This window comes from Stutzerimonas stutzeri, assembly GCF_002890895.1.
Lineage (GTDB): Bacteria > Pseudomonadota > Gammaproteobacteria > Pseudomonadales > Pseudomonadaceae > Stutzerimonas > Stutzerimonas stutzeri_AB.
Genome location: NZ_POUL01000005.1, coordinates 163,970 through 187,594, shown reverse-complemented (window position 1 = coordinate 187,594; position 23,625 = coordinate 163,970). Strand labels below are relative to the sequence as shown.

The 23,625-nt window shown below is 61.0% G+C and carries 23 protein-coding genes and 1 tRNA gene; all 24 read left to right on the top strand.

Features of this window, described 5'->3' with window-relative positions:
* Positions 1-6 precede the first annotated feature (6 nt).
* On the top strand, positions 7-1,074 hold the full coding sequence (gene mutY / locus CXK96_RS11335; RefSeq protein ID WP_102836779.1) for an A/G-specific adenine glycosylase: 1,068 nt from the start codon (positions 7-9) through the stop codon (positions 1,072-1,074).
* Positions 1,071-1,343, top strand: coding sequence for an oxidative damage protection protein (locus CXK96_RS11330; protein ID WP_102836561.1), 273 nt, complete (start codon positions 1,071-1,073; stop codon positions 1,341-1,343). Before mutY ends, CXK96_RS11330 begins: the two co-directional genes overlap by 4 nt.
* Before the next feature lie 160 nt (positions 1,344-1,503).
* Positions 1,504-1,579 (top strand) — tRNA-Phe (locus CXK96_RS11325).
* 209 nt (positions 1,580-1,788) lie between these two features.
* Complete coding sequence (locus CXK96_RS11320) at positions 1,789-2,997, top strand: tyrosine-type recombinase/integrase (RefSeq protein ID WP_102836560.1); 1,209 nt, start codon at positions 1,789-1,791, stop codon at positions 2,995-2,997.
* 99 nt (positions 2,998-3,096) lie between these two features.
* Positions 3,097-4,146, top strand: coding sequence for a hypothetical protein (locus CXK96_RS11315; RefSeq protein WP_102836559.1), 1,050 nt, complete (start codon positions 3,097-3,099; stop codon positions 4,144-4,146).
* A gap of 113 nt (positions 4,147-4,259) precedes the next feature.
* The gene (locus tag CXK96_RS11310; protein ID WP_102836558.1) at positions 4,260-4,481 is read left to right on the top strand and encodes a helix-turn-helix transcriptional regulator; all 222 of its coding nucleotides are present in this window, start codon (positions 4,260-4,262) and stop codon (positions 4,479-4,481) included.
* Positions 4,482-4,781 carry a helix-turn-helix domain-containing protein gene (locus tag CXK96_RS11305; RefSeq protein ID WP_102836557.1) on the top strand — a complete coding sequence of 100 codons (300 nt, stop codon included), beginning with the start codon at positions 4,482-4,484 and terminating at the stop codon, positions 4,779-4,781. It begins immediately after the preceding gene.
* Complete coding sequence (locus tag CXK96_RS11300) at positions 4,778-5,110, top strand: hypothetical protein (RefSeq protein WP_102836556.1); 333 nt, start codon at positions 4,778-4,780, stop codon at positions 5,108-5,110. The genes CXK96_RS11305 and CXK96_RS11300 overlap by 4 nt, the downstream gene beginning before the upstream one ends.
* Before the next feature lie 3 nt (positions 5,111-5,113).
* Positions 5,114-6,034 (top strand): toprim domain-containing protein, encoded by a 921-nt coding sequence (locus tag CXK96_RS11295; RefSeq protein WP_102836555.1) that lies wholly within the window; start codon positions 5,114-5,116, stop codon positions 6,032-6,034.
* The gene (locus CXK96_RS11290; RefSeq protein WP_102836554.1) at positions 6,031-7,551 is read left to right on the top strand and encodes a DUF3631 domain-containing protein; all 1,521 of its coding nucleotides are present in this window, start codon (positions 6,031-6,033) and stop codon (positions 7,549-7,551) included. The genes CXK96_RS11295 and CXK96_RS11290 overlap by 4 nt, the downstream gene beginning before the upstream one ends.
* A complete protein-coding gene (locus CXK96_RS11285) occupies positions 7,551-7,886 on the top strand; it encodes a hypothetical protein (RefSeq protein ID WP_102836553.1) in 336 nt (111 codons plus the stop codon). The genes CXK96_RS11290 and CXK96_RS11285 overlap by 1 nt, the downstream gene beginning before the upstream one ends.
* Positions 7,887-9,436: 1,550 nt before the next feature.
* Positions 9,437-11,566: a TonB-dependent receptor gene (locus CXK96_RS11280; protein ID WP_102836552.1), complete on the top strand. Its 2,130-nt coding sequence runs from the start codon at positions 9,437-9,439 to the stop codon at positions 11,564-11,566.
* A 4-nt stretch (positions 11,567-11,570) separates the two neighbouring features.
* Positions 11,571-11,912, top strand: a complete 342-nt coding sequence (locus CXK96_RS11275; protein ID WP_102836551.1) for a hypothetical protein — start codon at positions 11,571-11,573, stop codon at positions 11,910-11,912.
* Positions 11,913-13,490: a PepSY-associated TM helix domain-containing protein gene (locus CXK96_RS11270; RefSeq protein WP_102836550.1), complete on the top strand. Its 1,578-nt coding sequence runs from the start codon at positions 11,913-11,915 to the stop codon at positions 13,488-13,490. It begins immediately after the preceding gene.
* Positions 13,483-13,818, top strand: a complete 336-nt coding sequence (locus CXK96_RS11265; protein WP_102836549.1) for a DUF3325 family protein — start codon at positions 13,483-13,485, stop codon at positions 13,816-13,818. Before CXK96_RS11270 ends, CXK96_RS11265 begins: the two co-directional genes overlap by 8 nt.
* 128 nt (positions 13,819-13,946) lie before the next feature.
* The gene (locus CXK96_RS11260; protein WP_256061604.1) at positions 13,947-14,678 is read left to right on the top strand and encodes a TetR/AcrR family transcriptional regulator; all 732 of its coding nucleotides are present in this window, start codon (positions 13,947-13,949) and stop codon (positions 14,676-14,678) included.
* Complete coding sequence (locus CXK96_RS11255) at positions 14,675-15,631, top strand: DMT family transporter (protein WP_102836547.1); 957 nt, start codon at positions 14,675-14,677, stop codon at positions 15,629-15,631. The genes CXK96_RS11260 and CXK96_RS11255 overlap by 4 nt, the downstream gene beginning before the upstream one ends.
* 310 nt (positions 15,632-15,941) lie before the next feature.
* On the top strand, positions 15,942-17,999 hold the full coding sequence (locus CXK96_RS11250) for a BCCT family transporter (protein WP_102836546.1): 2,058 nt from the start codon (positions 15,942-15,944) through the stop codon (positions 17,997-17,999).
* A gap of 295 nt (positions 18,000-18,294) precedes the next feature.
* A complete protein-coding gene (locus CXK96_RS11245) occupies positions 18,295-19,068 on the top strand; it encodes an ABC transporter ATP-binding protein (protein WP_102836545.1) in 774 nt (257 codons plus the stop codon).
* 16 nt (positions 19,069-19,084) lie between these two features.
* The gene (locus tag CXK96_RS11240; protein ID WP_102836544.1) at positions 19,085-19,840 is read left to right on the top strand and encodes an ABC transporter substrate-binding protein; all 756 of its coding nucleotides are present in this window, start codon (positions 19,085-19,087) and stop codon (positions 19,838-19,840) included.
* A gap of 61 nt (positions 19,841-19,901) precedes the next feature.
* Positions 19,902-20,597: an ABC transporter permease gene (locus tag CXK96_RS11235; protein WP_102836543.1), complete on the top strand. Its 696-nt coding sequence runs from the start codon at positions 19,902-19,904 to the stop codon at positions 20,595-20,597.
* On the top strand, positions 20,594-21,283 hold the full coding sequence (locus CXK96_RS11230; protein ID WP_102836542.1) for an ABC transporter permease: 690 nt from the start codon (positions 20,594-20,596) through the stop codon (positions 21,281-21,283). The genes CXK96_RS11235 and CXK96_RS11230 overlap by 4 nt, the downstream gene beginning before the upstream one ends.
* 144 nt (positions 21,284-21,427) lie before the next feature.
* Complete coding sequence (locus tag CXK96_RS11225) at positions 21,428-22,324, top strand: D-hexose-6-phosphate mutarotase (protein ID WP_102836541.1); 897 nt, start codon at positions 21,428-21,430, stop codon at positions 22,322-22,324.
* A 221-nt stretch (positions 22,325-22,545) separates the two neighbouring features.
* Positions 22,546-23,625, top strand: coding sequence for an FAD-dependent oxidoreductase (locus CXK96_RS11220; RefSeq protein ID WP_102836540.1), 1,080 nt, complete (start codon positions 22,546-22,548; stop codon positions 23,623-23,625).

Genomic DNA, 23,625 nt, shown 5'->3' with positions numbered 1-23,625 from the left:
CAAGCGTTGAGCGACGCGCAGTTCAGCGTCGCCGTTCTCGACTGGTACGACCGCCACGGGCGCAAGGATCTGCCCTGGCAGCAAGGCATCACGCCCTACCGTGTGTGGGTATCGGAGATCATGCTGCAGCAGACGCAGGTCAGCACCGTGCTCGGCTACTTCGACCGCTTCATGGCAGCGCTACCCACCGTCGAAGCCCTGGCCAGCGCGCCAGAGGACGAAGTTCTGCATCTATGGACCGGGCTGGGTTACTACAGCCGTGCACGAAACCTGCACAAGACCGCCAAACTGGTTGTTGCCGAGCATGGCGGTGAATTTCCGCAGGACGTGGGACAGCTGGCCGAGCTGCCCGGCATTGGACGGTCCACTGCCGGCGCCATTGCCAGCCTGAGCATGGGCCTGCGGGCACCAATTCTGGACGGCAACGTCAAGCGCGTGCTGGCCCGCTTTGCCGCACTGGAGGGCTATCCAGGCGAGCCAAAGGTAGCCCGGCAGCTGTGGGACGTGGCCGAGCGGCTGACCCCACAAACACGAGTCAACCATTACACCCAGGCAATGATGGACCTGGGTGCGACACTCTGCACGCGCAGCAAACCCAGCTGCCTGCTCTGCCCACTGAAGACTGGCTGCCGCGCCCACCTGCTGGGCCGCGAAACCGAGTTTCCGACGCCCAAGCCGCGCAAGACATTACCGCGCAAGCGCACCCTGATGCCGCTGCTGGCCAACCATGAGGGCGCCATACTGCTCTATCGCCGCCCACCTACGGGACTGTGGGGCGGACTCTGGAGCCTGCCGGAGCTGGATGATCTAGCTGCGCTCGACCCGCTCGCTGCACGTCACGCCTTGCAATTGCAGCAGCGCCGCGAGCTCCCCACCCTGACCCATACCTTCAGTCATTTCCAGTTGGCCATCGAGCCCTGGCTGATCAGAGTCACGTCAGAAGTCGGCGCCGTGGCCGAGCCGGACTGGCTCTGGTATAACCTCGCCACCCCGCCGCGACTGGGGCTTGCCGCCCCGGTAAAGACGCTGCTCAAGCGCGCCGCCGCCGAATTGAACGCAGGAGAGATGTCATGACCCGCACCGTGAATTGCCGCAAGTACAAAGAAGAACTGCCCGGCCTGGAGCGCCCGCCTTATCCTGGCGCCAAGGGCGAAGACATCTACAAAAACGTCTCGAAGAAGGCCTGGGACGATTGGCAGAAACACCAGACCATGCTGATCAATGAGCGCAGGCTGAACATGATGAACGCCGAGGACCGCAAATTCCTGCAGACCGAGATGGACAAATATCTCTCCGGCGAAGAATACGCCCAGGCCGAAGGCTACGTGCCGCCGAGCGAATAAGGTATTCGCAACCTTGGCGCAGCAAGAGCCAGCGCCAAGGTTTGCTGTCGCGCCTAGAGACCAAAGCGCCTGCATATATCGCTAAATGCCCGTTCTAACTAAATATTTTCAAAGCCACGCTTGACAGGCAAACGGCAAATCCGTCTAATAGCGCCCCGTTGCCCAGGTAGCTCAGTCGGTAGAGCAGGGGATTGAAAATCCCCGTGTCGGCGGTTCGATTCCGTCCCTGGGCACCACCTTTCGTTTTCAGGTGGTGTCAAAACCACCCGAAAGCCCACAAGAAGCCCGCCTAGTGCGGGTTTTTTGTTGTCTGCACTTCCCTACCCTTCCCTTGTAAGCCCAAACAATTGTGCGTAGATTCGTGAGTAGAGCCGGTTCGGTCTAAAAATCTACTCACAGCGACACAATGGGGCGCCCGAATGGCGCGGCTTGCGAGGGAATTGCAATGGCCTTATCCGATACCACCATCCGCACCGCCAAGCCGAAGGAAAAGCTATACCGGCTCACGGACGCCAACGGGTTATGCCTGGAAGTGGCGCCGACCGGCTCGAAGCTGTGGCGCTATCGCTACCGCTTCGACGGCAAAGCAAAGATGCTGGCGCTTGGCACCTATCCTGCCGTCACGCTCCAGAAAGCCCGCCAGAAGCGCGACGAGGCCCGCCAGCTGCTAACCGAGGGCACCGACCCCGGCGAGCAGAGAAAAGCCGCCAGACAAGCGCAGCGGGCCGATGGGGTGACATTCGAGACGCTGGCGCGGGAGTGGTATGCCTACAACGCGCCGCGCTGGGCAGAAAGTACGGCCTACAAAGCCAAGCTGTATTTGGAAAACGACCTTATACCCGGCATCGGTGCCCGCCCGGTCAAAGCCATCACCCGCCCCGATCTGGTCGAGCTGGTGCGCAAGGTCGAAGCGCGGGGCACGCTGAATGCCGCTGGCAAAATTCGCCAATGGCTACATCAGATATTCCGCTTCGGTCTGGCCAGTGGCGTAGTCGAAGCCAACCCCGCCACCGATCTGGACGTGGTAGCCGCACCGCCAAAAGCCACCCGGCACCATCCGCACGTTGCTTTTGCCGAATTGCCCGAGCTGCTGGGCAAGATCGAATCGACCACGCTCAACACCCTGACCCGCTGCGCCATCCGTTTGCTGGTGCTGACAGCCGTTCGCCCTGGTGAGCTGAGACAGGCGCCTTGGTCGGAGTTCGATCTAGACGGCGCCACCTGGACCATTCCGAAAGCGCGCATGAAAGCCCGCCGCCCGCATGTGGTGCCCCTGCCCCGCCAAGCCGTTGCCATCCTGCGCCAGCTCAAGGAAATCACCGGCGATTACCCGCTAGTGTTTGCAGGGCAGCAGAACCCCGACCGGCCAATGTCTGAAAACACGATTAACAAGGCGCTGCGCCTGATGGGCTACGAAGGGCGCCAGACTGGCCACGGCTTCCGCCATCTGCTGAGCACCGAACTGAACGGGCGCGGCTATAACCGGGACTGGATCGAACGCCAGCTAGCCCACGGAGACAACGACGAAATCCGCGACACCTACAACCACGCCACCTATCTGGAGCAGCGCCGAGAGATGATGCAAGCCTGGGCCGATTCGATAGACGCGCAGTGTGGTGGCGCCAACGTGGTGAGCATCAAGCGCAAGGCTTAACGGTTTTGGCTGGCCTAGCTCGACGGAGCGAAAAGCGGATTTCCCACCCGCCTGGCTAGCCGATTTATTCAGGATGGGAGCGCCTGGGAGGGCGTGGCAATGAGCAAGCTTTTGAAGCTAAAGAAATGGCTGACAATCAAAGATGCCGCCAAGCGCCTTTCTATCAGTGCCGGAGAAAAAGTAACCGAGGCTGACGTTTTGCGTTTTGCGCTCGATGGCCATTTAAAGCTATCTGTATATTTCGTTAATCATGCCGTCGCGCGACGCGGTGAGATTGTTCCGTTCGAAGACACTAACTGGACGTTGATTCCCCAGCTATTCAACACGCCGGGCGTGGTTTTTCTAGAGAGTGAACCCGAGGCACCTGCTATAACGGCGCCTCGGCAATTGCAAAAGCTTTGGCAAGAGAACCCGAAAAGCGCAGACCTAGGGCTGACCCCGCTTATGACCAGCCTGGCGGCAGGCCACGACCAGTACATAAACCTTGAGGAAGACATTTTCCACATAAGGGGCGACGTTTGGGATTTGCCCTTAATCGGTAATGAGCGACTAGACGTTGAACATGCTTACCAGCAGAAAACCAAGGGACCAGCCGTAACCCTTCAGGGCATTGATGGCGCTTTTGTGCGCGATGAAACGTACATCTACCAGCTTCAAGATAGCTATGAAGACAACCCCTATTTGGCCGGCACGCGCGCTAGCTTCAAATGGTTAACACAGCTGTTTCATGGTGACGAAAAGCAGCGTGATGAGGCTAAAGAGCTGCTTCAGAAGCACGACGAAGATAGAAAGGAATTCTTGGAGGGGGAGAGTCGGTATTACCCAGCTGGAGGGCTTCCAGATGGCAGCGTTTTGATTGTGCGGACTTCATCGCTTCGGGAGCTTGAGGAAAAGCTGCTGGCTGACGACGCTCAGCCAGAAAAGCCCGCGGAGCAGGCCGGAGCCGAGACAAAGCCCTCTTACTTTCTGGCCATTGCCGCACTTCTAGAGCTTCTGAAAGCGCCCGTTGAGCGCCCGAGACCGCAGGGTATGAATCAGGAAGCCATCAAGGCAGCGATTTTGGAGCGGTTTCCTTGGCGCGGCCTGTCTGACCGCAACCTTCAAACCATCTTCGCCGCAGCTAATAAAGCCAAGGCTGACGCGGAATAAGTCACCGCAGCCGCACCGCAATTGCGGTTTCTCGCTCCGCAGTTGCGGTTACTTCTGCCGCTTCGCTGTATTCAATGCCAATCGTGTTCAACAAAGCCCAAGAGGCACACGATATGGCCGCACATACGAACCCCGCCCAACTTCCATGCCGCTTTATCAAGCTGGCCAAGGTGAAGGACTACACCAGCCTTTCCACATCCGAAATCTACCGGCGCATTGCTGCCGGAACCTTCCCAGCTCAAGTCACCCTTGGGCCTAAGTCCGTTGCCTGGGTCGAATTAGAAATTTTGCAGTGGTGCGATTCGCTCGCCGCCCAACGCGGGGAGGCTGCATAAATGACCGACACAAAAAAGGCCGACCAACAGGCCAGCCCCAAGAAAACGCAGCGCCATAGTACCAGCGTCGAAGCACAGCGCGCCCGTCTGCTGGCACGTTTACGGATGGGCGCATTGGACACTTTTACCGCCCGCCGCGAGCTGCATGTCATGCACCCTGGAGGGCGCATAAAGGAGCTGCGCACCGCTGGCCACACCATCCGCACCGAACGGGTCACGTTGACCGATGAGGACGGCATTACCCATAACGGCGTCGCCCTTTACTACCTGAGCAGCACCAGCGCGGAGGCAACAGAATGAGCGCGCCGCACTCCATCGCCGTGTGCTGGGGCCATCTACTGCCGGACCCTTCGCGCCTTAACACACTGTCCGCCGACGATCTGGACGCAATCGAGCGCACCGCCGAGTGCGAGGCTATGACGGTCGGGCACGGCATCGCCGCCATTGGCGAGCTGCTGGCCAACACCGCCGACGCTGGTGAACTTACCAACCATACCGCCCGCGATATTGGCTGGTTGCTTCAATCACTTGGCTACCTATCGGGCCGGCTCACTGACGTGGCCAACGGCGCCGAGTACGAGCTAGAGCGCCGCAAGGCCGCCGCGCCACACCCCACCGCAGAGGGCTAAACCATGACCATTCAAAACGGCGCCCATGCGTCGAGGGGATCGGCTTGCCTGGAGAAAGCCGAACTGGCTTTCCGCGACGCCCTGCAAGCCACATTCGGCCCGTTGGATTGGCTGCCTGTAGCAGACGGCACCATTCACCGTTTCCGCGTGCCAGACGACAAACCCGGCACGCTCAACGGCTGGTATGTCTTGCACCTGGACGGCATCGCGTCGGGTGCGTTCGGCAGCTGGAAGGCGGGAGGCTCAAGCATCTGGAGCAGCCGCAAACCAGCCGACCCGATGGAAACCGAATTGATCCGCCAGCGCATCGAGAAGGCACGCCACCAGCGCGAAGCGGAGCAGCACCAGCGCCAGCAAGCCGCAGCCATCGAGGCGCAACGGCTATGGAACACCAGCGCCCCGGCTGACCCGCGACACCCATACCTGATCGCTAAGGGCTGCAAGTCTCATGGGCTGCGCCAGCGTGGCGAAGTTCTGTTGGTTCCGCTCTACCTATGGCGCGTGCTGGTCAACCTGCAACGCATCGCAGCGGACGGCGACAAGCGGTTTCTGTCTGGTGGCCGGGTGAAGGGTTGCTATTCGCCCATCGGCACATTGGAGCCAGGCCAGCCGCTGTACGTCTGCGAAGGTTGGGCAACTGGCGCCACTATTCACGAAGCCAAAGGAGCCGCCGTCGCCTGCGCAATGAATGCGGGCAATCTGCTGGAAGTCGGGCGCCACCTACAGCGGCACTACCCGGACAGCACTTTGATTATCGCGGGTGACGATGACCGCCAGACCGAGGGCAACCCCGGACGCACCGCAGCCACCCAAGCCGCCGCCGCGCTGGAATGTGGGCTGGTCTTGCCGCCCTGGAGCGGAGCCGAGCCGCCGAGCCTTTCCGACTTCAACGACCTGCGCCAATGGCGGGAGGCGAATCAATGAGCAACCTTGCCGAACTGATCCCCGAACCCGTACCGGCACCCGACCCGATCGCGGACGCACTCGCCAGGAGCAAGCAAGATCCCGGAGCGATCTTCGAACCCGAAGTGCTGGCCCTGCTGCGCCAGGTTAGAGGAACCGACCCTGCTCGCTGGGCGCGCATTCGTCACGCGGTGAAGGAAGCCAAGACAGCAAGCATGGTCGACCTGGACAAGCTGACCAGCCCAGCCAACGAAGCTGCTGGGGGCACCGATGAGCTGTTCCCCGAGGTCACGCTATGGCCTGATCTGGTGGACGGTGCCGAGCTGCTGGAAGCCTTGGCCGCGATCATTCGCCGCCATGTGATAGCCGACCCGGCAACTGTTCACGCCGCTGCGCTGTGGACCGCCTTTACATGGTTTGTGGACGTGGTGAACGTCGCGCCGATTGCAAACATCACCGCTCCGGAGAAGCGTTGCGGGAAAACGGTAATGCTTGGCGTGCTGGCACGTCTAGCCTGCCGCTCGCTGGCCGTCTCCAACATCGCTCCGGCTGCGTTGTTCCGCGCCTTGGAGCTGTGGACGCCAACCCTGTTGATTGACGAGGTGGACGCCTTCTTGGCCGAACACGAGGAAGCGCGGGGCATACTCAATGCCGGGTTTACGCGTGACTCCGCTTTCGTGATTCGCTGCGTTGGCGATGACCACATGCCCACCCGGTTCAATGTATGGGGCGCGAAGGCGCTATGCGGTATCGGGAAGATTGCCGACACCCTGTCCGACCGGAGCATTCCGCTACGCCTGCGCCGCAAGCTACCGGGGGAGCGTACGGTAAAGATTCGTCACGCCGACCCCGCCGCCTTCGCCGAGCTGGTAAGCAAGCTGGCACGCTTCGCTATCGACAACCGAGAGGCCATCCGCACAGCCAGACCCGCCGAAGTGGACGGCCTGAATGACCGCGCCAACGACTGTTGGGAACCGCTGCTAGCCGTCGCGGAAGTGGCCGGGGGCAACTGGCCGCGCATAGCCCGTAATGCTGCCGCGACACTTCACGGCCTGGAGGAAGACACCCCCAGCATCGGCGCGGAGTTGCTGGCTTCGATCCGCGACGCTTTCGACACCCGCCGCGCCGAGCGTCTGGCGACCGCCGATCTATTGGAGGCACTGGCCGAAGATGAGGAAGCGCCGTGGGCCGCGTGGAACCGAGGCAAACCCATGACACCGCACCAGCTTTCCAAGCGGCTCTCTGAGTTCGGTATCAAGCCGAGCACCCATCGCATCGGCTACAAGGTCGCCAAGGGTTACAAGCGGGAGCAGTTCACCGAAGCGTTCAAACGGTATCTGTCCTCCGACACCCCCGCAACAGCCGTAACACCGTCACAAGCCAGCAACCACGCGGCTTACAGCGGTTTTAAAGGCGTAACGCAAGCGCCAATCGTTACGGATAAAAACAGGCTGAAAGACAGCAATGGCGCGGCTTGTGACGATGTTACGGATAAAAACAGGGTACAGACCGAAGACAACGCGGAGTACTTCGGATAATGGCCGCCCTGGGCCACCTGCGCCGGGCCGGTCTGACTGTCGAGTGCGTGGCCGACCGACTGCGCGTCTCGCCGGTCGAGCGCATCACCGACCCCATGCGCCAGTTCATACGGGAGCACCTGACCGAACTGCTGGCAGAGCTGAGCGCGGCCAACGACTCAACACACACATCCACCATCGAGCCGAAGCGCGCCGCCTGGAGGATTACCCGAGCAGGCCAGCCGATTGGTTACATGGTGGGACAGCCAATGACCTATTCCGCAGCCTTAGCCGCCGTTCGCTGGCGCTGGCCTGATGCGAAACTAGACGACGCACCAGAGGAGCCGAGTCTATGAAAGCTAGCGAAGCTCGAACGCTCAAGCTGCCACCCGTGCTGCGCGTGGTCTAAGGGGTGGCCTTGGGTCCTCCTGACGGGGTGGGCCTATGGGGGTGATTCGTGCCCCGCCCTTTCGCTTCATACGGATTTTTTGGGGCTTCCACCGCTTCCGGTTCCGCTTTCCGCTGGAAGCCCCGCCAGCAAGCCCGCAACGATTACCAGCCATGCGGAAACGACCGGCACCAGTTGGCCTATTGCCCAGCACCAGCGCCCGACCGGCGAAGCCTGGAGCGAGACAACGAAACAACAACCAACCCACCTGACAGCGCCGTATATAGCGAATGGTCACGGCACGAACCACCCGCACCCGTGCCGCCCTGCCGGGAGGACCCTTTGTGGGGAGGGGGTGGGTTGAAAGTTCATCGCTTCGCTTTCCCGAACGATAGGGGGAGCTACATTCTTGTTTCCCCAAAATCCGCATTCCCCGCATGACCCGATAAGCCGATCACGACAGCGGTTCGCAATGTTCGCGCTATTGGTTCGCAGTCCTGGTGCGCAAGCTGGTACGCACGGAAAGCACGCATTTTTCACGCGCACTTTCCACGCGGCACCCCGTTTCGGGGAATCAACCCCATGAAAGCCGGTTTAGTGACCAGTACGCGCACGCGCGCGAGTCCAAGAGGGTGATATCAGGGTGAGGCGGACGGCAAGGTTAGGGCAAGGGTTACCAGCCCCGGTGACCAGTCGGAACGGTAAGACGAGGGCGAGATTAGGGCGAGGTAGCCCCAAGATCACCGCAAGACGAAACGGTAAGGTCACGGTAAGCCGATCGCGTAGCCGGACGATTAGCGCAAGGGTGACGGGGCGATTACGGGGAGGAACCCCAAGGTTGCCCCAAGGGGTAAGGCTGAAAAAACAATCAACGGATATCAAGCGCCCCGGCACGGTTTCCAAAGTAGATGGGTTTAGATTTCGACGCTGATAGCGAGCCGGAGCACGCTAAGAAAACACCAAGGCACAACAGCGACCCGAAACTCCAAAACAGGGGGCAGCAAAAGAAAAAGCGGGTAGATTTGTGCGTAGATTATTTACCGCACACTAGAGAAAGCCTTATATCGCGCCACTTTCATCGCATGGTTCGGTTCCGTCCCTGGCACCACTAATCCGAACAAAAAGGCTCACCCATGCGGTGGGCCTTTTTGCTTTCTGCCGCTTATTTTCTGCTACGAACTCTTCGTCTGCGGCCCAGCAGCCTCTCTCCGCAACACCGAGCGCATCAAGCCAATCGCCCTGCCCTGCGCGGCATCTATGTCCGCCGCAAACCGGCGCGCCTCAGGTCCAGACGACCTGCGTGGCATCCGGCCCAAGTGCGGCTTACATTTTGTATCAACGCCTCTTAAATGATGACTTCCCCCGTCGAATGCCCGAGGCAGAGCACTTTGCTCCCGGCGATAACACCCGCGAGGTGGCCAGTGGCGTCAGCATGACGACAAAGCTAATGCCAATTATTTTCATTTAGTTTACATTCCCGCCCCGATTTCCCAACAACACCAATATCGGGAGCTTCTCGTGTTCCGCAAATCCTGTCTGTGTCTGTCCATTTCGCTCGCGTCGATTTCCTTCTTGTCGGTCCCGGCCTTCGCCGAAAAGGCCGCTGAACTTGAGGCGGTAACCATCAGCGCGACACGCGCCCGCAGCGAGGCCGGCAAGACGCCACAGAAAATTACGGTGATCAGCCGCGAGCAGATCGAACAACAACTGGCGATTACCTCGGATCATGGCGCTGTGCTAAGCAACCTGATCCCGTCCTATTCGCCAAGCAGGCAGAAGATGAGCAGCGCAGGCGAGACTTTCCGCGGCCGCTCGGCGCTGATTCTCATCGACGGCGTACCACAGTCCACACCGCTGCGTGACAGCCAGCGCGACGGTTACGTCATCGACCTGTCGATGGTCGAACGCATCGAAGTCATCCACGGAGCCAGTGCCGAGCACGGTCTGGGTGCCACGGGCGGTATCATCAACTATGTCACCCGCCGCCCGGCCAGCGGTGCGCTGCGCCAGCACGCGGGCGTCAGCTTTACCGCACCCGGAGACTACGAGTCCGAAGGACTGGGCTACAAACTTGACTACCGTGTTGAAGGCACCCAGGGCGATCTCGACTACCTTGCCGCCGCCAGCTGGCAGACTCAGGGCATGTTCTACGACGCCAATGGGGATCTGATCGGCGTCGACGACACCCAGGGCGACGTGATGGATTCGACCGGCACCGATCTGCTGCTCAAGCTCGGCTACTGGCTGGATGACAATCAGAACATCGGCTTGATGATCAATCGTTACGAAGTCGAAGGCGAACACGAGTACGTCAACGTACCGGGTAACGCCAACGCTGAGATTCCCGCCACTTCGCGCAAAGGCGACCCGCAGGGCAAGGCTCCTCAGAACGAAACGCTGGCCACCAGCCTGTCCTACAAGCATGCCGATTTCTATGGCAACGAACTGGGCCTGCAGCTTTATACCCAGCGATTTCGTGCACGTTTTGGTGGCGGCACGAACGCCACTTTCCAGGACCCCAGCATCGCGCCAGCGGGAACGCTGTTCGACCAGTCGCAGAACGAGTCTGACAAGATCGGCGGCAAGCTGACCGTCAGCCGCGACGGCATGCTCGACAATCGCCTGATGCTCACCGGCGGTCTTGATGTGCTGCAGGACACTACCAGCCAGCAGCTGATCCTCACTGATCGGGAGTGGGTTCCTGAGACGGTATTCCGTAACTATGCCCCTTTCCTTCAGGCTGAGATCCGCGCCCTCGACCAGCTGACCTTCCACGCGGGGGTGCGTCATGAATTCGCCGACCTCGACGTCGACGGCTTCCGCACCATCGCTTCGACCAAACCGGTAGGCAATGTTGATGTGGAAGGTGGCAACCCGACCTTCGAGGAAACGCTCTACAACGCCGGTGTGGTCTGGCAAATGAATGACTGGGCGCAACTGTTCGCCAACTACTCGGAAGGCTTCGGCATGCCGGATGTCGGTCGCGTGCTGCGGGGCATCGGCACTCCGGGAACCAGTGTGGACAACTTCCTAGACTTGCAACCGGTCGTTACCGAAAACCGTGAAATCGGCTTTCGCCTGAACCACGGCCCGTTCGATGCGGAGATCAGTTACTACGAGTCGGATGCCGAACTCGGATCGCGGCTGGACAGCGTGGGCGGGGTCTATCAGGTTCGCCGCGAGCGCACCGAAATCGATGGCATCGAGTTCACCGGTGGCTGGCAGATCACCGAGGCGCACCGCCTGAAGCTGATGTATGCACAGGTCAACGGCCAGTCCGATACTGACGATGACGGCAAGGTCGATACCGACCTCAATGGTGCGAACATCTCGCCGGATCGCTATGGCATCGGCTGGCAGGCCAACTGGAACGACAAGCTGCACAGCCTGTTGCAGGCCAACCACTACGCCAGCAGAAGCTTCGATCAGCCTGGGCTGGATTTCGATGGATACACCCTGGTCGATGCCACGCTGGGTTATCGCCTGCCGGTCGGCGAAGCCCGCCTGGGGATCGAGAACCTGTTCAACGAGGACTACCTGACCTACTACTCGCAGGCGGCCAATACCGGCTCGGACCTGACCCGCAACGGGCGAGTGTTCAACGGCCGCGGACGCACGTTCACCCTCGGTTATCAGGTCAGTTTCTGAGGCCATGGCCGCAGCCGCGACAAAGCCTGACAGGCAAGTTCCAAGCCATCGATGGTCACGCCGCGCCAGCCTGGCGCTGCGCGTTGTCGCGGCCATCGGTGGCGGCTATGCCTGCACGGTCGCGCTAGCCTCGGCAAGCGCGCAACTGCTGGTCCTGTTTGGCAGCATCGCGCGCAGCGAAGCGGTAATCCTGGCTGCAATGCTGGGCTTTATTCTCTATCTCGTGTTGCTCATCTGGAGTTTCAGCGAGCCCAGACTCTGGCGGGTCTGGGCGCTGCTGCTGACAGGCATCCTGATCGGAGGGGCACTAAGCCAATGGCTAGCTCCCCTGCTGGGGACAGACTGAATGGCGCCTGGTAGCGGCTTTCGGCAGTCGATGTCATGGCTCCACACCTGGGCGGGCGTGCTATTTGGCGGCTTGCTTCTGGCAATCTTCTGGACCGGCTCGCTTTCAGTCTTCGATCGGGAAATCGACCGCTGGATGCAACCCGACACGCGCCTTCCGCCGCCTCCCGTGGAGTTCTCGCTTGACCAGCTCGTCGTCCCTCATGCGCGCCAACTGGCGCAGGACGCTCCTGTCTGGAGCATCAGCCTGCCGACACCGCGCGTGCCGACGCTTCAGCTTGACTACCGGCGCCCACAACAAGATGCCGTGCGCCGTCATATCGATCCGCGTACCGGTGAACTGTTGGCCGACCAGGGCAGCTGGGCCGGCACCCGGTTCCTGTTTCCCTTCCACTTCAGCCTGCACTTGGGCTGGCGCAGCATCGGCTACTGGCTGGTTGGCGCGGCCGGAATGGGCATGCTGGTGCTACTGACGTCCGGCATCGTCGCGCATCGGAAGCTGATCGCCGAATTCTTCACGTTTCGACCGCACAAGCGACTGCAGCGCAAACTGCTAGATCTGCACAACCTGACCGGTGTGCTGGTCTTGCCGTTTCACTTCGGCATCAGCCTGTCGGGGCTGATCATTTTCTATTCGATCTATTTCCCCGGAATCACCCAGACCCTCTATCCACAAGGCCGGGCGCAGCTCCAGCTGGAGGCACTGGGTAATTACTCACGCCCGGCATCCGGACTGACCGCAGAGATCGCGTCGCTGGACAGAATGCTGACGAGCGCAAAAGAAGTTTGGGAAAGGAGCGGCACGCCTGGCCAAGCTTACTTCGTGCGGGTCTGGCATCCAGGCGACCGTAACGCCTATGTCGAGTTTCGCCGCTCCCATGCCAACGAGGTGACGATGAATGTCGATCGGCTGACGTTTGACGGCACCACGGGTGAGCTGCTGCACCAGCACTCGGCGGCCCCCGTTGCTGGCGTGCAGCGCTTTCTGACCGGCCTGCATTTCATCCAGTTCGAGCATTGGACGCTGCGCTGGCTCTATTTCATCGGTGGCATGAGTGGCTGTGTGCTGATCGGCACCGGCCTGCTGTTCTGGTCCGGCTCGCGGCGCGCCAGGCATGAACGTCAGGGACGCATCGGCACTCGGGTGGTCGACGCTGTCAGCGTGACGGCCGGCCCAGGACTGATGATCGCAACGCTGACCTTCTTCGTCACAAACCGGCTGCTGCCCGCTGGCAGTGAATGGTTTGGCCAAAGTCGCGCAGAGCTGGAGATTTGGGCGTTCTGTTTGAGCTGGCTTCTGGCACTGGCCCACGCTGCGTGTTACCCGGCGCAGGCGTGGCGCCAGCAATTGCAATGTGCTGCCGTACTGGCTGTTACAGCGGTGGCGCTTAATGCACTCACCACCGCTTTTCTACTGCCGCTCAGCCTGTTTTCCGGATCTGCCGCCGTTGCAGGCATGGACATGATGCTGCTGGTACTCGCTGGGCTCTGCCTGCTGGCGTCGCGACGAATTCGAAGGGCCCAGATCAGCGCACCACCCGCCTCGCGCCCTTCACGGATCGAGCCGCCTCATGCCTGAACTGCTCGCCTCGATGTTGGCATTCGCGCTGTGCTATTTCGCCTTCGCCCTGTTGGCACTCTCCCAGGCGCCGCATCGCAAGGCTGTCGATCCGCTGGCCCATGCAGCCTCGCCTGCGGGTCAGTTTGCTCGATTGTTCGTTGCGGTAACGTGCCTTACCGCTGCGCTGGTGATTCTGCTGAAGATACAGGGCAGCGGTTTCGGAGCGGTGCTCTGGGCGCTGCTGCTCAGCGCCTCCGCCTTCACGCTGTCATTGACGTTGAGCTGGAAGCCCGACTGGCTGCGCCTGTTGCTAAGGGGCTTTTCCTTGGCCAGAAATACCCCCTAAACCGCTCCGACCGGACCGAGCCCCTGACCGCCGGCTCACCCCCACGCACCAAGGCGCAGCAGCGCTCAACAGAGAAGGCTGACTTTCGCGCCGCGTGAGCGGCCCAGCACGGTATTGCTCGCCGTCTCATGGCCAATGACCAGACCCAGATGGGTGAGGCTCTCCACTGCCGCCTGGTCACCGCTTCTTGTCCTTGTCGTAACAGCCAGAACCCAGGTCGTATTTGGGCAAACCTCAACCTTACCGGTCAGTATAGTTTCAGCTGTCACCACGCTGAGACCTGCACCATGGACAAAACCAGAACGCGCTTGATTGATTCGGCGCTGAGACTGTTCCTATCGCACGGTGTGCATATCACTGGGGTAACGGCCATTGCCTCTTTGGCCGGCGTTACCAAGATGACGCTCTACAGCCACTTCCCATCCAAAGATTCCTTGATAGTGGCCTGTCTTGATGAGCGCGACCGGCGCTGGCGTGAAGAGGTAGCGCGCACCTTGGCGAAGCAGCCCGATCCGGTCAGCAGCATGCTTGCTTTTTTCGACCTCTATGAGCGCTTTCTTCTGCGAGACAGCGGGCGCGGGTGCTTGTTTGTCAACAGTGCGGCTGAGTTCCCGCAGCCGGACCATCCTGTGCGCCTGGCAGTCAGTCGGCATAAACAGGGGATTCGCGAGAATCTCTCGGCGTTGGCCGCGAGCGCCGGTGTACGGGACCCTGATATAGCGGCTGAAGGCCTGTTTATCTTGCTGGAGGGCAGTTTTGTCAGCGGTTCGATGAGCCAGGACACGCCGGTATTCGATACAGCTCGAAGGATGGCTCAGAGCTGGATCCAGCAACAGGAATCACGGGAGAAGAGCGCATGACACTCGGCCTGCTGGCAGCAATAGCTGCGACCTTTTCCTGGTCACTGCTCTTTATCTTTCCGCAACTGGTTGGCGATTACAGCGTTTTCGATCTGGCCGTGGTGAGCTACGCCTTTGCCGGCGTGGGCAGCGCGATAGTGCTGTTCATCTACCGTCGTGAAGTTCGACAGTTGCGGCTGAACGACTGGGCATGGGCCGCGCTGCTGGGGTTCCTGGGCTATATCGGCTTCTTCTTTCTGATCACCACGGCGGTATTGGCTGCAGGTCCGGTGATTCCTCCGGTCATGATGGGCTCCGTCCCGATAGTGCTCGCCATCACTGCTAACTTGCGAAGCTCCAGCATCCCCTGGCGCGCAATTGCCGGCCCGCTGGTGATGGCAGCCCTTGGGATAGGGGTGGTCAACTACAGCGTGTTCAACGCAAGCGGGGCGATGGTGGACCGCCCAACAGGCTCAATACTGTTTGGGCTGCTTGCATCACTGGTCGCTATTGCCTTTTGGACGGGGTTCGGCCTGTTCAATGAAAGCGCTTTGGCCAAACGCCCAAAGATGTCACCGATGCTGTGGTCGGCCATGCTGATTATCAGTTGCGCCGTTGAAATGCTGGTCTTTATCCCGGTTGGGCTCTACTTGGAGCTGTCCAACTTCGCTATACAGCCAGGCGAAGTGGCCGGAACTCAGGCGCTGATAATCAGTGGAATGGTGCAAGGCCTCGGCGCCACACTGGCTGCGGCGTGGGCATGGTCAGTTGCAACTCGCAGGCTACCCCTCGCGCTCAGCGGTCAGTTGATCGCCAGTGAAACCCTTTACGCGACGGCACTGGGTCTGCTCATTTCGCAACGCTGGCCGTCTACTGCCGAAGCGCTTGGCACGGGGATGCTGTTCATAGGCGTTGTGTGGGCTATTCAGGCGTTTTATAGCAGGCAATCGCGCATCAAGAGCATGGCCGTCTAGCACAGCCGGGGGGAGCTGGAGGCCAACGAGGCGAACCAGATCTGTGGACGCTCTCCTGCGCGCCCGCCAGCAGGCCTGGCGCACCGCAACACGACAGTGCAGCGGCGAAAGCTCTACCTGGGCTCGGGAAAGCTCGTCCATCCGGCAGAGGGCTGGCGACTTCCTTGAGCCTTAAACGCTCCGCAACAACAATTTCTGGTGAGTATTCCCTGGCCAAACACCGTCTACCCTTCTGATATCGGTTTCGCTTCGAGGCGTCCCTGCGCGTTTCCGTCCCCCCGTGTCCAGCCAGCCAGAGGCCAGAAAACACATGGAAGCAAACAAAAAGCTACCCAAGGCCATCATCCTTTTCCCCGTCTTCATCCCCGCCGTGGTCGTCACGCTCCTTCTCGTCATAGGCACGATGAGCAACCCGGATCTGGCCGGCGAGGTGTTCAGCTCTACGCTGGCCTTCATCACCACCAATTTCGGCTGGTTCTACATGCTGTCGGTGGCGTTTTTTCTGGTGTTCATCGTCGGCATCGCCATGACGCCCTGGGGCAGCATCAAGCTGGGCCCCGACCACGCCGAGCCGCAGTACAGCTTTCCGGCCTGGTTTGCGATGCTGTTTTCAGCTGGATACGGCATCGCACTGCTGTTTTTCGGCGTCGCCGAGCCGGTATTGCACTATGCGTCGCCACCAGCGGGCGCGGCGGAAACGGTTGATTCCGCCAAGCAGGCGATGCAGATCGCCTTCTTCCACTGGGGCTTCCATATCTGGGCGATTTATGGGCTGACCGGACTGGTCCTGGCGTATTTTTCGTTCCGCCACGGCTTGCCGCTGTCCATGCGTTCGGCGCTCTACCCGATCATCGGCGAGCGCATCTACGGCCCGATCGGTCATGTTGTGGATGTCTTTGCGATTCTCGGCACCCTGTTCGGCATCGCCACGACACTCGGATTGTCGGTCACTCAGATCAATGCGGGCGTCAACTACCTCTGGCCCTCGATACCGATCAGCATCAACGTCCAGATCATCGCTATCGCGATCATCACCGGTCTGGCGATCTGCTCGGTGGTTGCCGGCCTGGACAAGGGCGTTAAGAACCTGTCGCTGCTGAACATGGTCCTGGCGATCGGGCTGATGGTGTTTGTATTCCTGGTCGGGCCGAGCATCTTTATCCTCGAGACCTTCCTGCAGAACACCGGCAGCTACCTGAACAACATCATCGAACGGACCTTTAACCTTCAGGCCTACAGCCGCAGCGACTGGATCGGCAACTGGACGCTGTTCATCTTTGGCTGGACCATCGCCTGGTCGCCCTTCGTCGGCCTCTTCATCGCCAAGATCAGTCGCGGCCGGACCATTCGCCAGTTCGTCTTCGGCGTGATGTTCGTGCCGACCATCTTCACCTTTCTCTGGTTCTCGGTATTCGGTGATACCGCGCTGCACTTGATCATGGTCGAGGGTTACACCTCGCTGATATCCGACGTGCAGGCGGACAACGCCATCGCCCTGTTCAAACTGTTCGAGCTGCTGCCGATGACCTCCATCGCCTCCTTTCTGGCGGTGGTGCTGATCATAACCTTCTTTGTAACCTCCTCCGACTCCGGCTCGCTGGTAATCGACTCCCTGGCAGCCGGTGGCGCAATTCATACGCCCGTTTGGCAGCGGGTCTTCTGGGCCAGCATCGAGGGCGTAGTCGCCTCCGCGCTGTTGCTGGCGGGCGGGCTTAGCGCGCTGCAAACCATGACCATTGCCAGTGCCCTACCCTTCGCCATCATCATGATGATTGCCGCGCTGGGCATGTGGCGCGCGCTGGTGATCGAAGGGCACCATGAAACCAGTCTGCAGAACCATATGCAGAGCAGCCGACTGGCCAGCAATGCCGGGCCCGGCCTGTGGAAGAAGCGGCTGGCCGGCCTGGTCAGTTTTCCTGATCGCGAGCAGGTCGATGCGTTCATGGGCAGCACCGTACTCAAGGCCATGCGTCGAGTGCAGCGCGAGCTTGGCGGCCAGGAGTGGACGGCCGAAGTGCACTCGGACGAGGCCAATTCGCGGGTCTATCTGGAAGTAATCAAAGAGGACCAGGTGGATTTCGTCTATGAGATCCGCGCTGTCGGGTATGCCATGCCAGCGTTCGCCCTGTCCGAGGGGCCGGACACCGACGAGCAGTACTTCCGGGCCGAGGTCTTCCTACGCCGCGGCGGACAGCACTACGACATCTATGGCTATGACCAGGCCGACATCATCAGCGACATCCTCGACCAGTTCGAGAAGTACCTGCACTTCCTGCACATCTCGCCCGGCAGCCTGCCGTGGAAAATGGGCGAGCATGACGAGATGCTCACAGGCGATCCCGATCTGCCCAAGAGCGAGCCGTCCTAGCCGCGCTCGCATCGACACCCGGCCGGCCCCGTTACCAGGGTTCGGCCGGCGGTTGTTATCCGGGTCTGAGGCTGTATCGGGCAAGCGAGGTCAACTTCATCTATACAGGTAAAGGCACATTGGCCGCGGCAAGCGAAGTGACTGGCCGGTCACAGCACTCGGGGCCGCGCCGCGCTTGGCGCATGCCCCCTCCCATGCTAGGTTTGCGCCTCGCCAGGACGGCGAGCAGTTGGCCGGAGCGCAATTTACATAGAAACGGACCAGGCGATGACCTGTTTCGAGAAGAGGAAGCTCTATGGCCGAGGCCATACCCGCACTGGAAATCCGCAATCTGCACAAGCGCTACGGCGATCTGGAAGTTCTCAAGGGCATCTCGCTGACCGCCCGCGACGGCGATGTCATCTCGATCCTCGGCTCGTCCGGCTCAGGAAAATCGACCTTTCTGCGCTGCATCAATCTGCTGGAAAATCCCAATGAGGGCGAGATCATCGTCGCTGGCGAAGCGTTGCGCCTAAAACGCGCCAAAGACGGCGATCTGGTCGCTGCCGATGCCAAGCAGATCAACCAGATGCGCAGCAAGCTCGGCTTCGTATTCCAGAACTTCAATCTCTGGCCGCACATGAGCGTGCTCGACAACATCATCGAGGCGCCACGTCGCGTGCTGGGCCAGAGCAAGGCCGAAGCCACCGAAACGGCCGAGGCACTGCTGGCCAAGGTGGGCATCGCCGACAAGCGTCACGTCTACCCGAACCAGCTCTCCGGTGGTCAGCAGCAACGAGCGGCGATTGCCCGGACCCTGGCGATGCAGCCACAGGTGATCCTGTTCGACGAGCCCACTTCGGCACTCGACCCGGAAATGGTACAAGAAGTGCTTACTGTGATCCGGTCGCTGGCCGATGAGGGTCGTACCATGCTGCTGGTCACCCATGAAATGAACTTCGCCAAGCAGGTTTCCAGTGAGGTCGTCTTCCTCCACCAGGGCCTGGTCGAAGAGCAAGGAACGCCGGAGCAGGTGTTCGACAATCCCCAATCGGCACGCTGTAAACAGTTCATGTCCAGCCATCGCTAATGGAGCAACACATCGCATGAAAAGCTATAAGAAGATTCTGCTGACTGCCGCCGCCACCCTGATGCTCGGCGCCAACGCCTTCGCCGCTGACAAGCTGCGCATCGGTACCGAGGGCGCCTACCCTCCCTTCAACCTGATCGATGCCAGCGGCCAAGTGGTCGGCTTCGACCTCGACATCGCCCACGCCCTGTGCGCGAAGATGGAAGTGGAGTGCGAAGTGGTGACCTCAGATTGGGACGGCATCATCCCCGCGCTGAACGCCGGCAAGTTCGACTTCCTCGCCGCCTCGATGTCGGTCACCGAGGAACGCAAGCAAGCGGTCGACTTCACGGACCACTACTACACCAACAAGCTGCAGTTCGTAGCGCCCAAGTCGGTCGACTTCAAGACTGACGAGAGCTACCTGGACGGCAAGACCATCGGTGCCCAGCGGGCTACCATCGCCGGCACCTGGCTCGAAGACAACATGGACGACGTGGTCGACATCAAGCTCTACGACACCCAGGAAAACGCTTACCTCGATCTGGCCTCCGGCCGCGTCGACGGCATCCTCGCCGACTCGTTCGTGCAGTGGGAATGGCTCAAGAGCGATGCTGGCAAGGACTTCGAGTTCAAGGGTGAGCCGGTGTTCGACAATGACAAGATCGCCATCGCCGTGCGCAAGGGCAACGATGAGCTGCGCGAGAAGCTGAACAAGGCGCTGGCTGAAATCCGAGCCGACGGTACTTACGAGAAGATCAACGCCAAGTACTTCCCTTTCAACATCTACTGATCCGTCTGAATCAAAGCCCGGCCGCCGTATGGGTAGGTCGGGCTTTGGTGTTTGAGCCCATATGATTCCCGACCTTCATGGATTCGGTCCGGCGCTGATCGCCGGTACCTGGATGACCATTCAGCTGGCTCTTGCATCCCTGGCCCTGGGCCTGGTGCTGGGCTTGCTCGGTGCACTTGCCAAGACATCGCCATACGCCACCCTGCGCTGGGTGGGCGGCACCTATTCGACCATCGTTCGCGGCGTACCCGAGCTGCTCTGGGTACTGCTGATCTATTTCGGCACCATCGGCCTGGTGCGCGGCATCGGCGAGATCTTCGGCATCGAGAATCTGGCTTTGAGCCCCTTCGCGGCCGGTACCATCGCTCTCGGCCTGTGTTTCGGCGCCTATGCCACCGAAGTGTTCCGGGGCGCGCTGCTGGCCATTCCCAAAGGCCATCGCGAAGCCGGTCTGGCACTGGGTCTGGGCAAACGGCGGATTTTCCTGCGACTGATCCTGCCACAGATGTGGCGCTTGGCCCTTCCCGGCCTGGGCAACCTGTTCATGATCCTGATGAAGGATACCGCGCTGGTTTCGGTCATCGGCCTGGAAGAAATCATGCGCAGCTCGCAGATTGCCGTCACCGCCAGCAAAGAGCCCTTCACCTTCTTCGTCGTCGCTGCCCTGATTTACCTGGGCCTAACCGTGATCGCCATGACGGGCATGTATTTTCTTGAACGACGTGCCGGTCGCGGCTTTTCCAGGAGCGCCGCATGAGCTGGGAATTGTTCATCAAGTGGCTGCCGGACTTTCTCGAAGGCGCCTGGCTGACACTGCAGCTGGTCGGTGTTTCGGTAGTGGCCGGATTGATTCTTGCGCTGCCGCTGGGCATCGCCCGGTCCTCGCGCCTGCTTGCAGTGCGTGCCCTGCCTTACGGCTACATTTTCTTCTTCCGTGGCACGCCGCTGCTGGTGCAGCTGTTCCTTGTCTACTACGGCATGGCCCAGTTCGAGGCCGTTCGCGAAAGCTGGATGTGGCCGTTTTTGCGCGACCCTTACTGGTGCGCAATCATTACGATGACGCTGCACACCGCCGCCTACATCGCGGAAATCCTGCGCGGCGCGATTCAGAACGTGCCGGCCGGTGAAGTCGAGGCGGCCCGCGCGCTGGGCATGTCCCGCTATCAGGCCCTGCGCCATGTCATCCTGCCGCGTGCCACCCGCATCGGTTTGCCCGCCTATAGCAACGAAGTGATCCTGATGCTCAAGGCCAGCGCCCTGGCGAGCACCATCACCTTGCTGGAACTGACCGGCATGGCGCGCAAGATCGCCGCGCGCACCTACATGCACGAGGAAATGTTCCTCACTGCCGGCCTGATCTACCTGATCATCGCCTTTGTGCTGATGCAGGGCTTCAAGCTGCTGGAGCGCTGGTTGCGCGTCGACGCCTGCCAAGGGCGCTGAAGGCACAGGGCTGATGGGCCCGTGGTCGCTTTGCGCCGCGGGCCGTTCGGCAGCATTGCCCTCCAGTCGTCACGCCTGCCAGCCTGCGGAATCCCTGGCCGCCGGCAGGGTCTCAACTCTCCCCATTTGCCAACGAGACTGCCCATGCCCGTCGACATTCAGCGCATCGAAAAGGACCAACTCGCCTGCTGGCGGATTCGATACGGCGACGCAGAAGCGGTCGTCGCCGAGCAAGGTGCCCAGCTACTCAGTTATCGACAGGGCGATGCACCACCAGTCATCTGGCTCAGCGAGCAAGCCGCGTTTCAATCCGGTCAGTCAGTGCGGGGCGGCGTACCGGTCTGCTGGCCCTGGTTTGGTGATCTGGCGCGCAACCCACGGCCGATTCAGGACAGCTACCAGGGCAGCCAGCCGGCACCGGCACATGGGCTGGTGCGCAATATCGACTGGGTACTGGCACGCAGCGACAGCAACGCCGACAGCGTCACGCTGCTGTTTACCTGCAACGCCAACCCTGATTTGCCCGGCTGGTCGCATGCTGTCGAGCTGAGCCTGCAGGTCTGCCTGGACAGCAAGGGCCTGCACCTGTCGCTGACCAGCCACAACCGCAGCGATACGGCAGTTGCACTGTCACAGGCCTTGCACAGCTACTTCACCATCAGTGACATCCATCAGGTGACGGTCGAGGGCCTGGACGGATGCCCCTATATCGAAACTCTGGAAGACTGGCAGCAGCGACAGCAACAGGGCGACCTGGCATTCGCCGGTGAGACCGACCGCATCTATCTGGATCTTCCTTCGAGGCTGAGCCTGCTCGACCCGGGCCTAAAGCGACGGATCATGCTCGAGACGCATGGCTCACGCTCTGCCGTTCTGTGGAACCCCTGGATCGCCAAGGCGCAACGGCTATCCCAGTTCGCCGACGACGCCTGGCAACGCATGCTGTGCATCGAAACGGCAAACGTCATGGGCGATGCAGTCCAGCTCGAGGCCAACGCACGCCATACCCTGAGCGTCTCGATCAGCGTCGAAACGGTCTGAGCGGTCCGGCCGCCTGCCGTCAGCCAGGATCCGGGCAACCGGACGCATTGAATCTATACTGCAAGCGAGCACCATCCCCAGCCGGTCGATGACTGGGGCTGATGCAAAGCCTGCCGGCCAGTCGCAATGCTCTGGAGGACTTTTGCCATGGAAGCCACGCTGCCGAAGACGGGTCCCGGCCAGTTCGCGCCACGTCTGCGTCCGCCTTGTGCTGAACCGCTATGAACGCCGACTTCGATGTCCTACTGGCCGGCGGCGGACACAGCCACCTTGGGGTCCTGCGCCAATGGGCCAGCCGTGACCGCCCGGCGGGCCGGATCGGGCTGGTCTCGGCCGAGCCGCACGCCTGGTATTCCGGAATGATGCCCGGCCTGATCGCCGAGCATTACCAGACGCGCGACTGCCGCGTTGCGCTGCCCAAACTGTGCGCCGCAGCCGAGGTTGAATTCATCCAGGGCACTTTGGTGGCCCTGCTTCCCGAAACACCAGAGCTGCTCCTGGCTACCGGCGAGACGCTGCGCAGTACTTGGCTGTCATTGAATCTGGGCTCTCTGCCCTGGCTGCCGGAACAGACCGATGACGGCATGGAGTTGCTCTCGGTCAAGCCGTTCGCCGACTTCATTCGCCGCTGGCAACAGTGGCAGGAGATTCCCGAGCCTGTGGGCATAGTCGGGGGCGGTGCAGCGGGTGTGGAACTGGCCTTGGCCATGGCCGGGCGGGTGCCGGCGATCGATCTGTTCTGCGCAGACGACCTGCTTGCCGGCCACTCGCCGCGCCTCAGGCGGCTGGCCCTGCGGCACCTGCAGGAAGCCAAGGTGCAGGTCCATGAGCACACCCCGATCCAGACCGTACATGGCAGCACCCTCGTCGGCGAGGGTCAGGTGCGCTGGCGCGGACGACGCCTGATCGTCGCCACAGGTCCCAGCCCGCTCGGCTGGCTGCGCGAATCGGGCCTGCGCGTGGACCGGCGTGGCTTCATCGAGATATCCGCATCGCTGCAGAGTCGCTCGCATCCCCACGTGTTCGCCAGCGGCGATTGCGCCAGCCTGCCGGGCGCCGTTCACAACGGCGTCCATGCAGTGCGCCAGGCGAGTGTGCTGGCTACCAATCTCACAAGAGCCTCGATTGGCCAACCACTGCGCCACTATCACCCCCAGTCGCAAAGTCTCGCACTGCTCTCTGATGGCCAGCATGGGGCACTGCTGAGTTGGGGTGGGGTCGCGGCCGAAGGCCGAGTGCTCGGCCGCCTGAAAGATCATCTCGATCGCCGCTTCGTACAACGCCACAGCACCGAGGGCTGA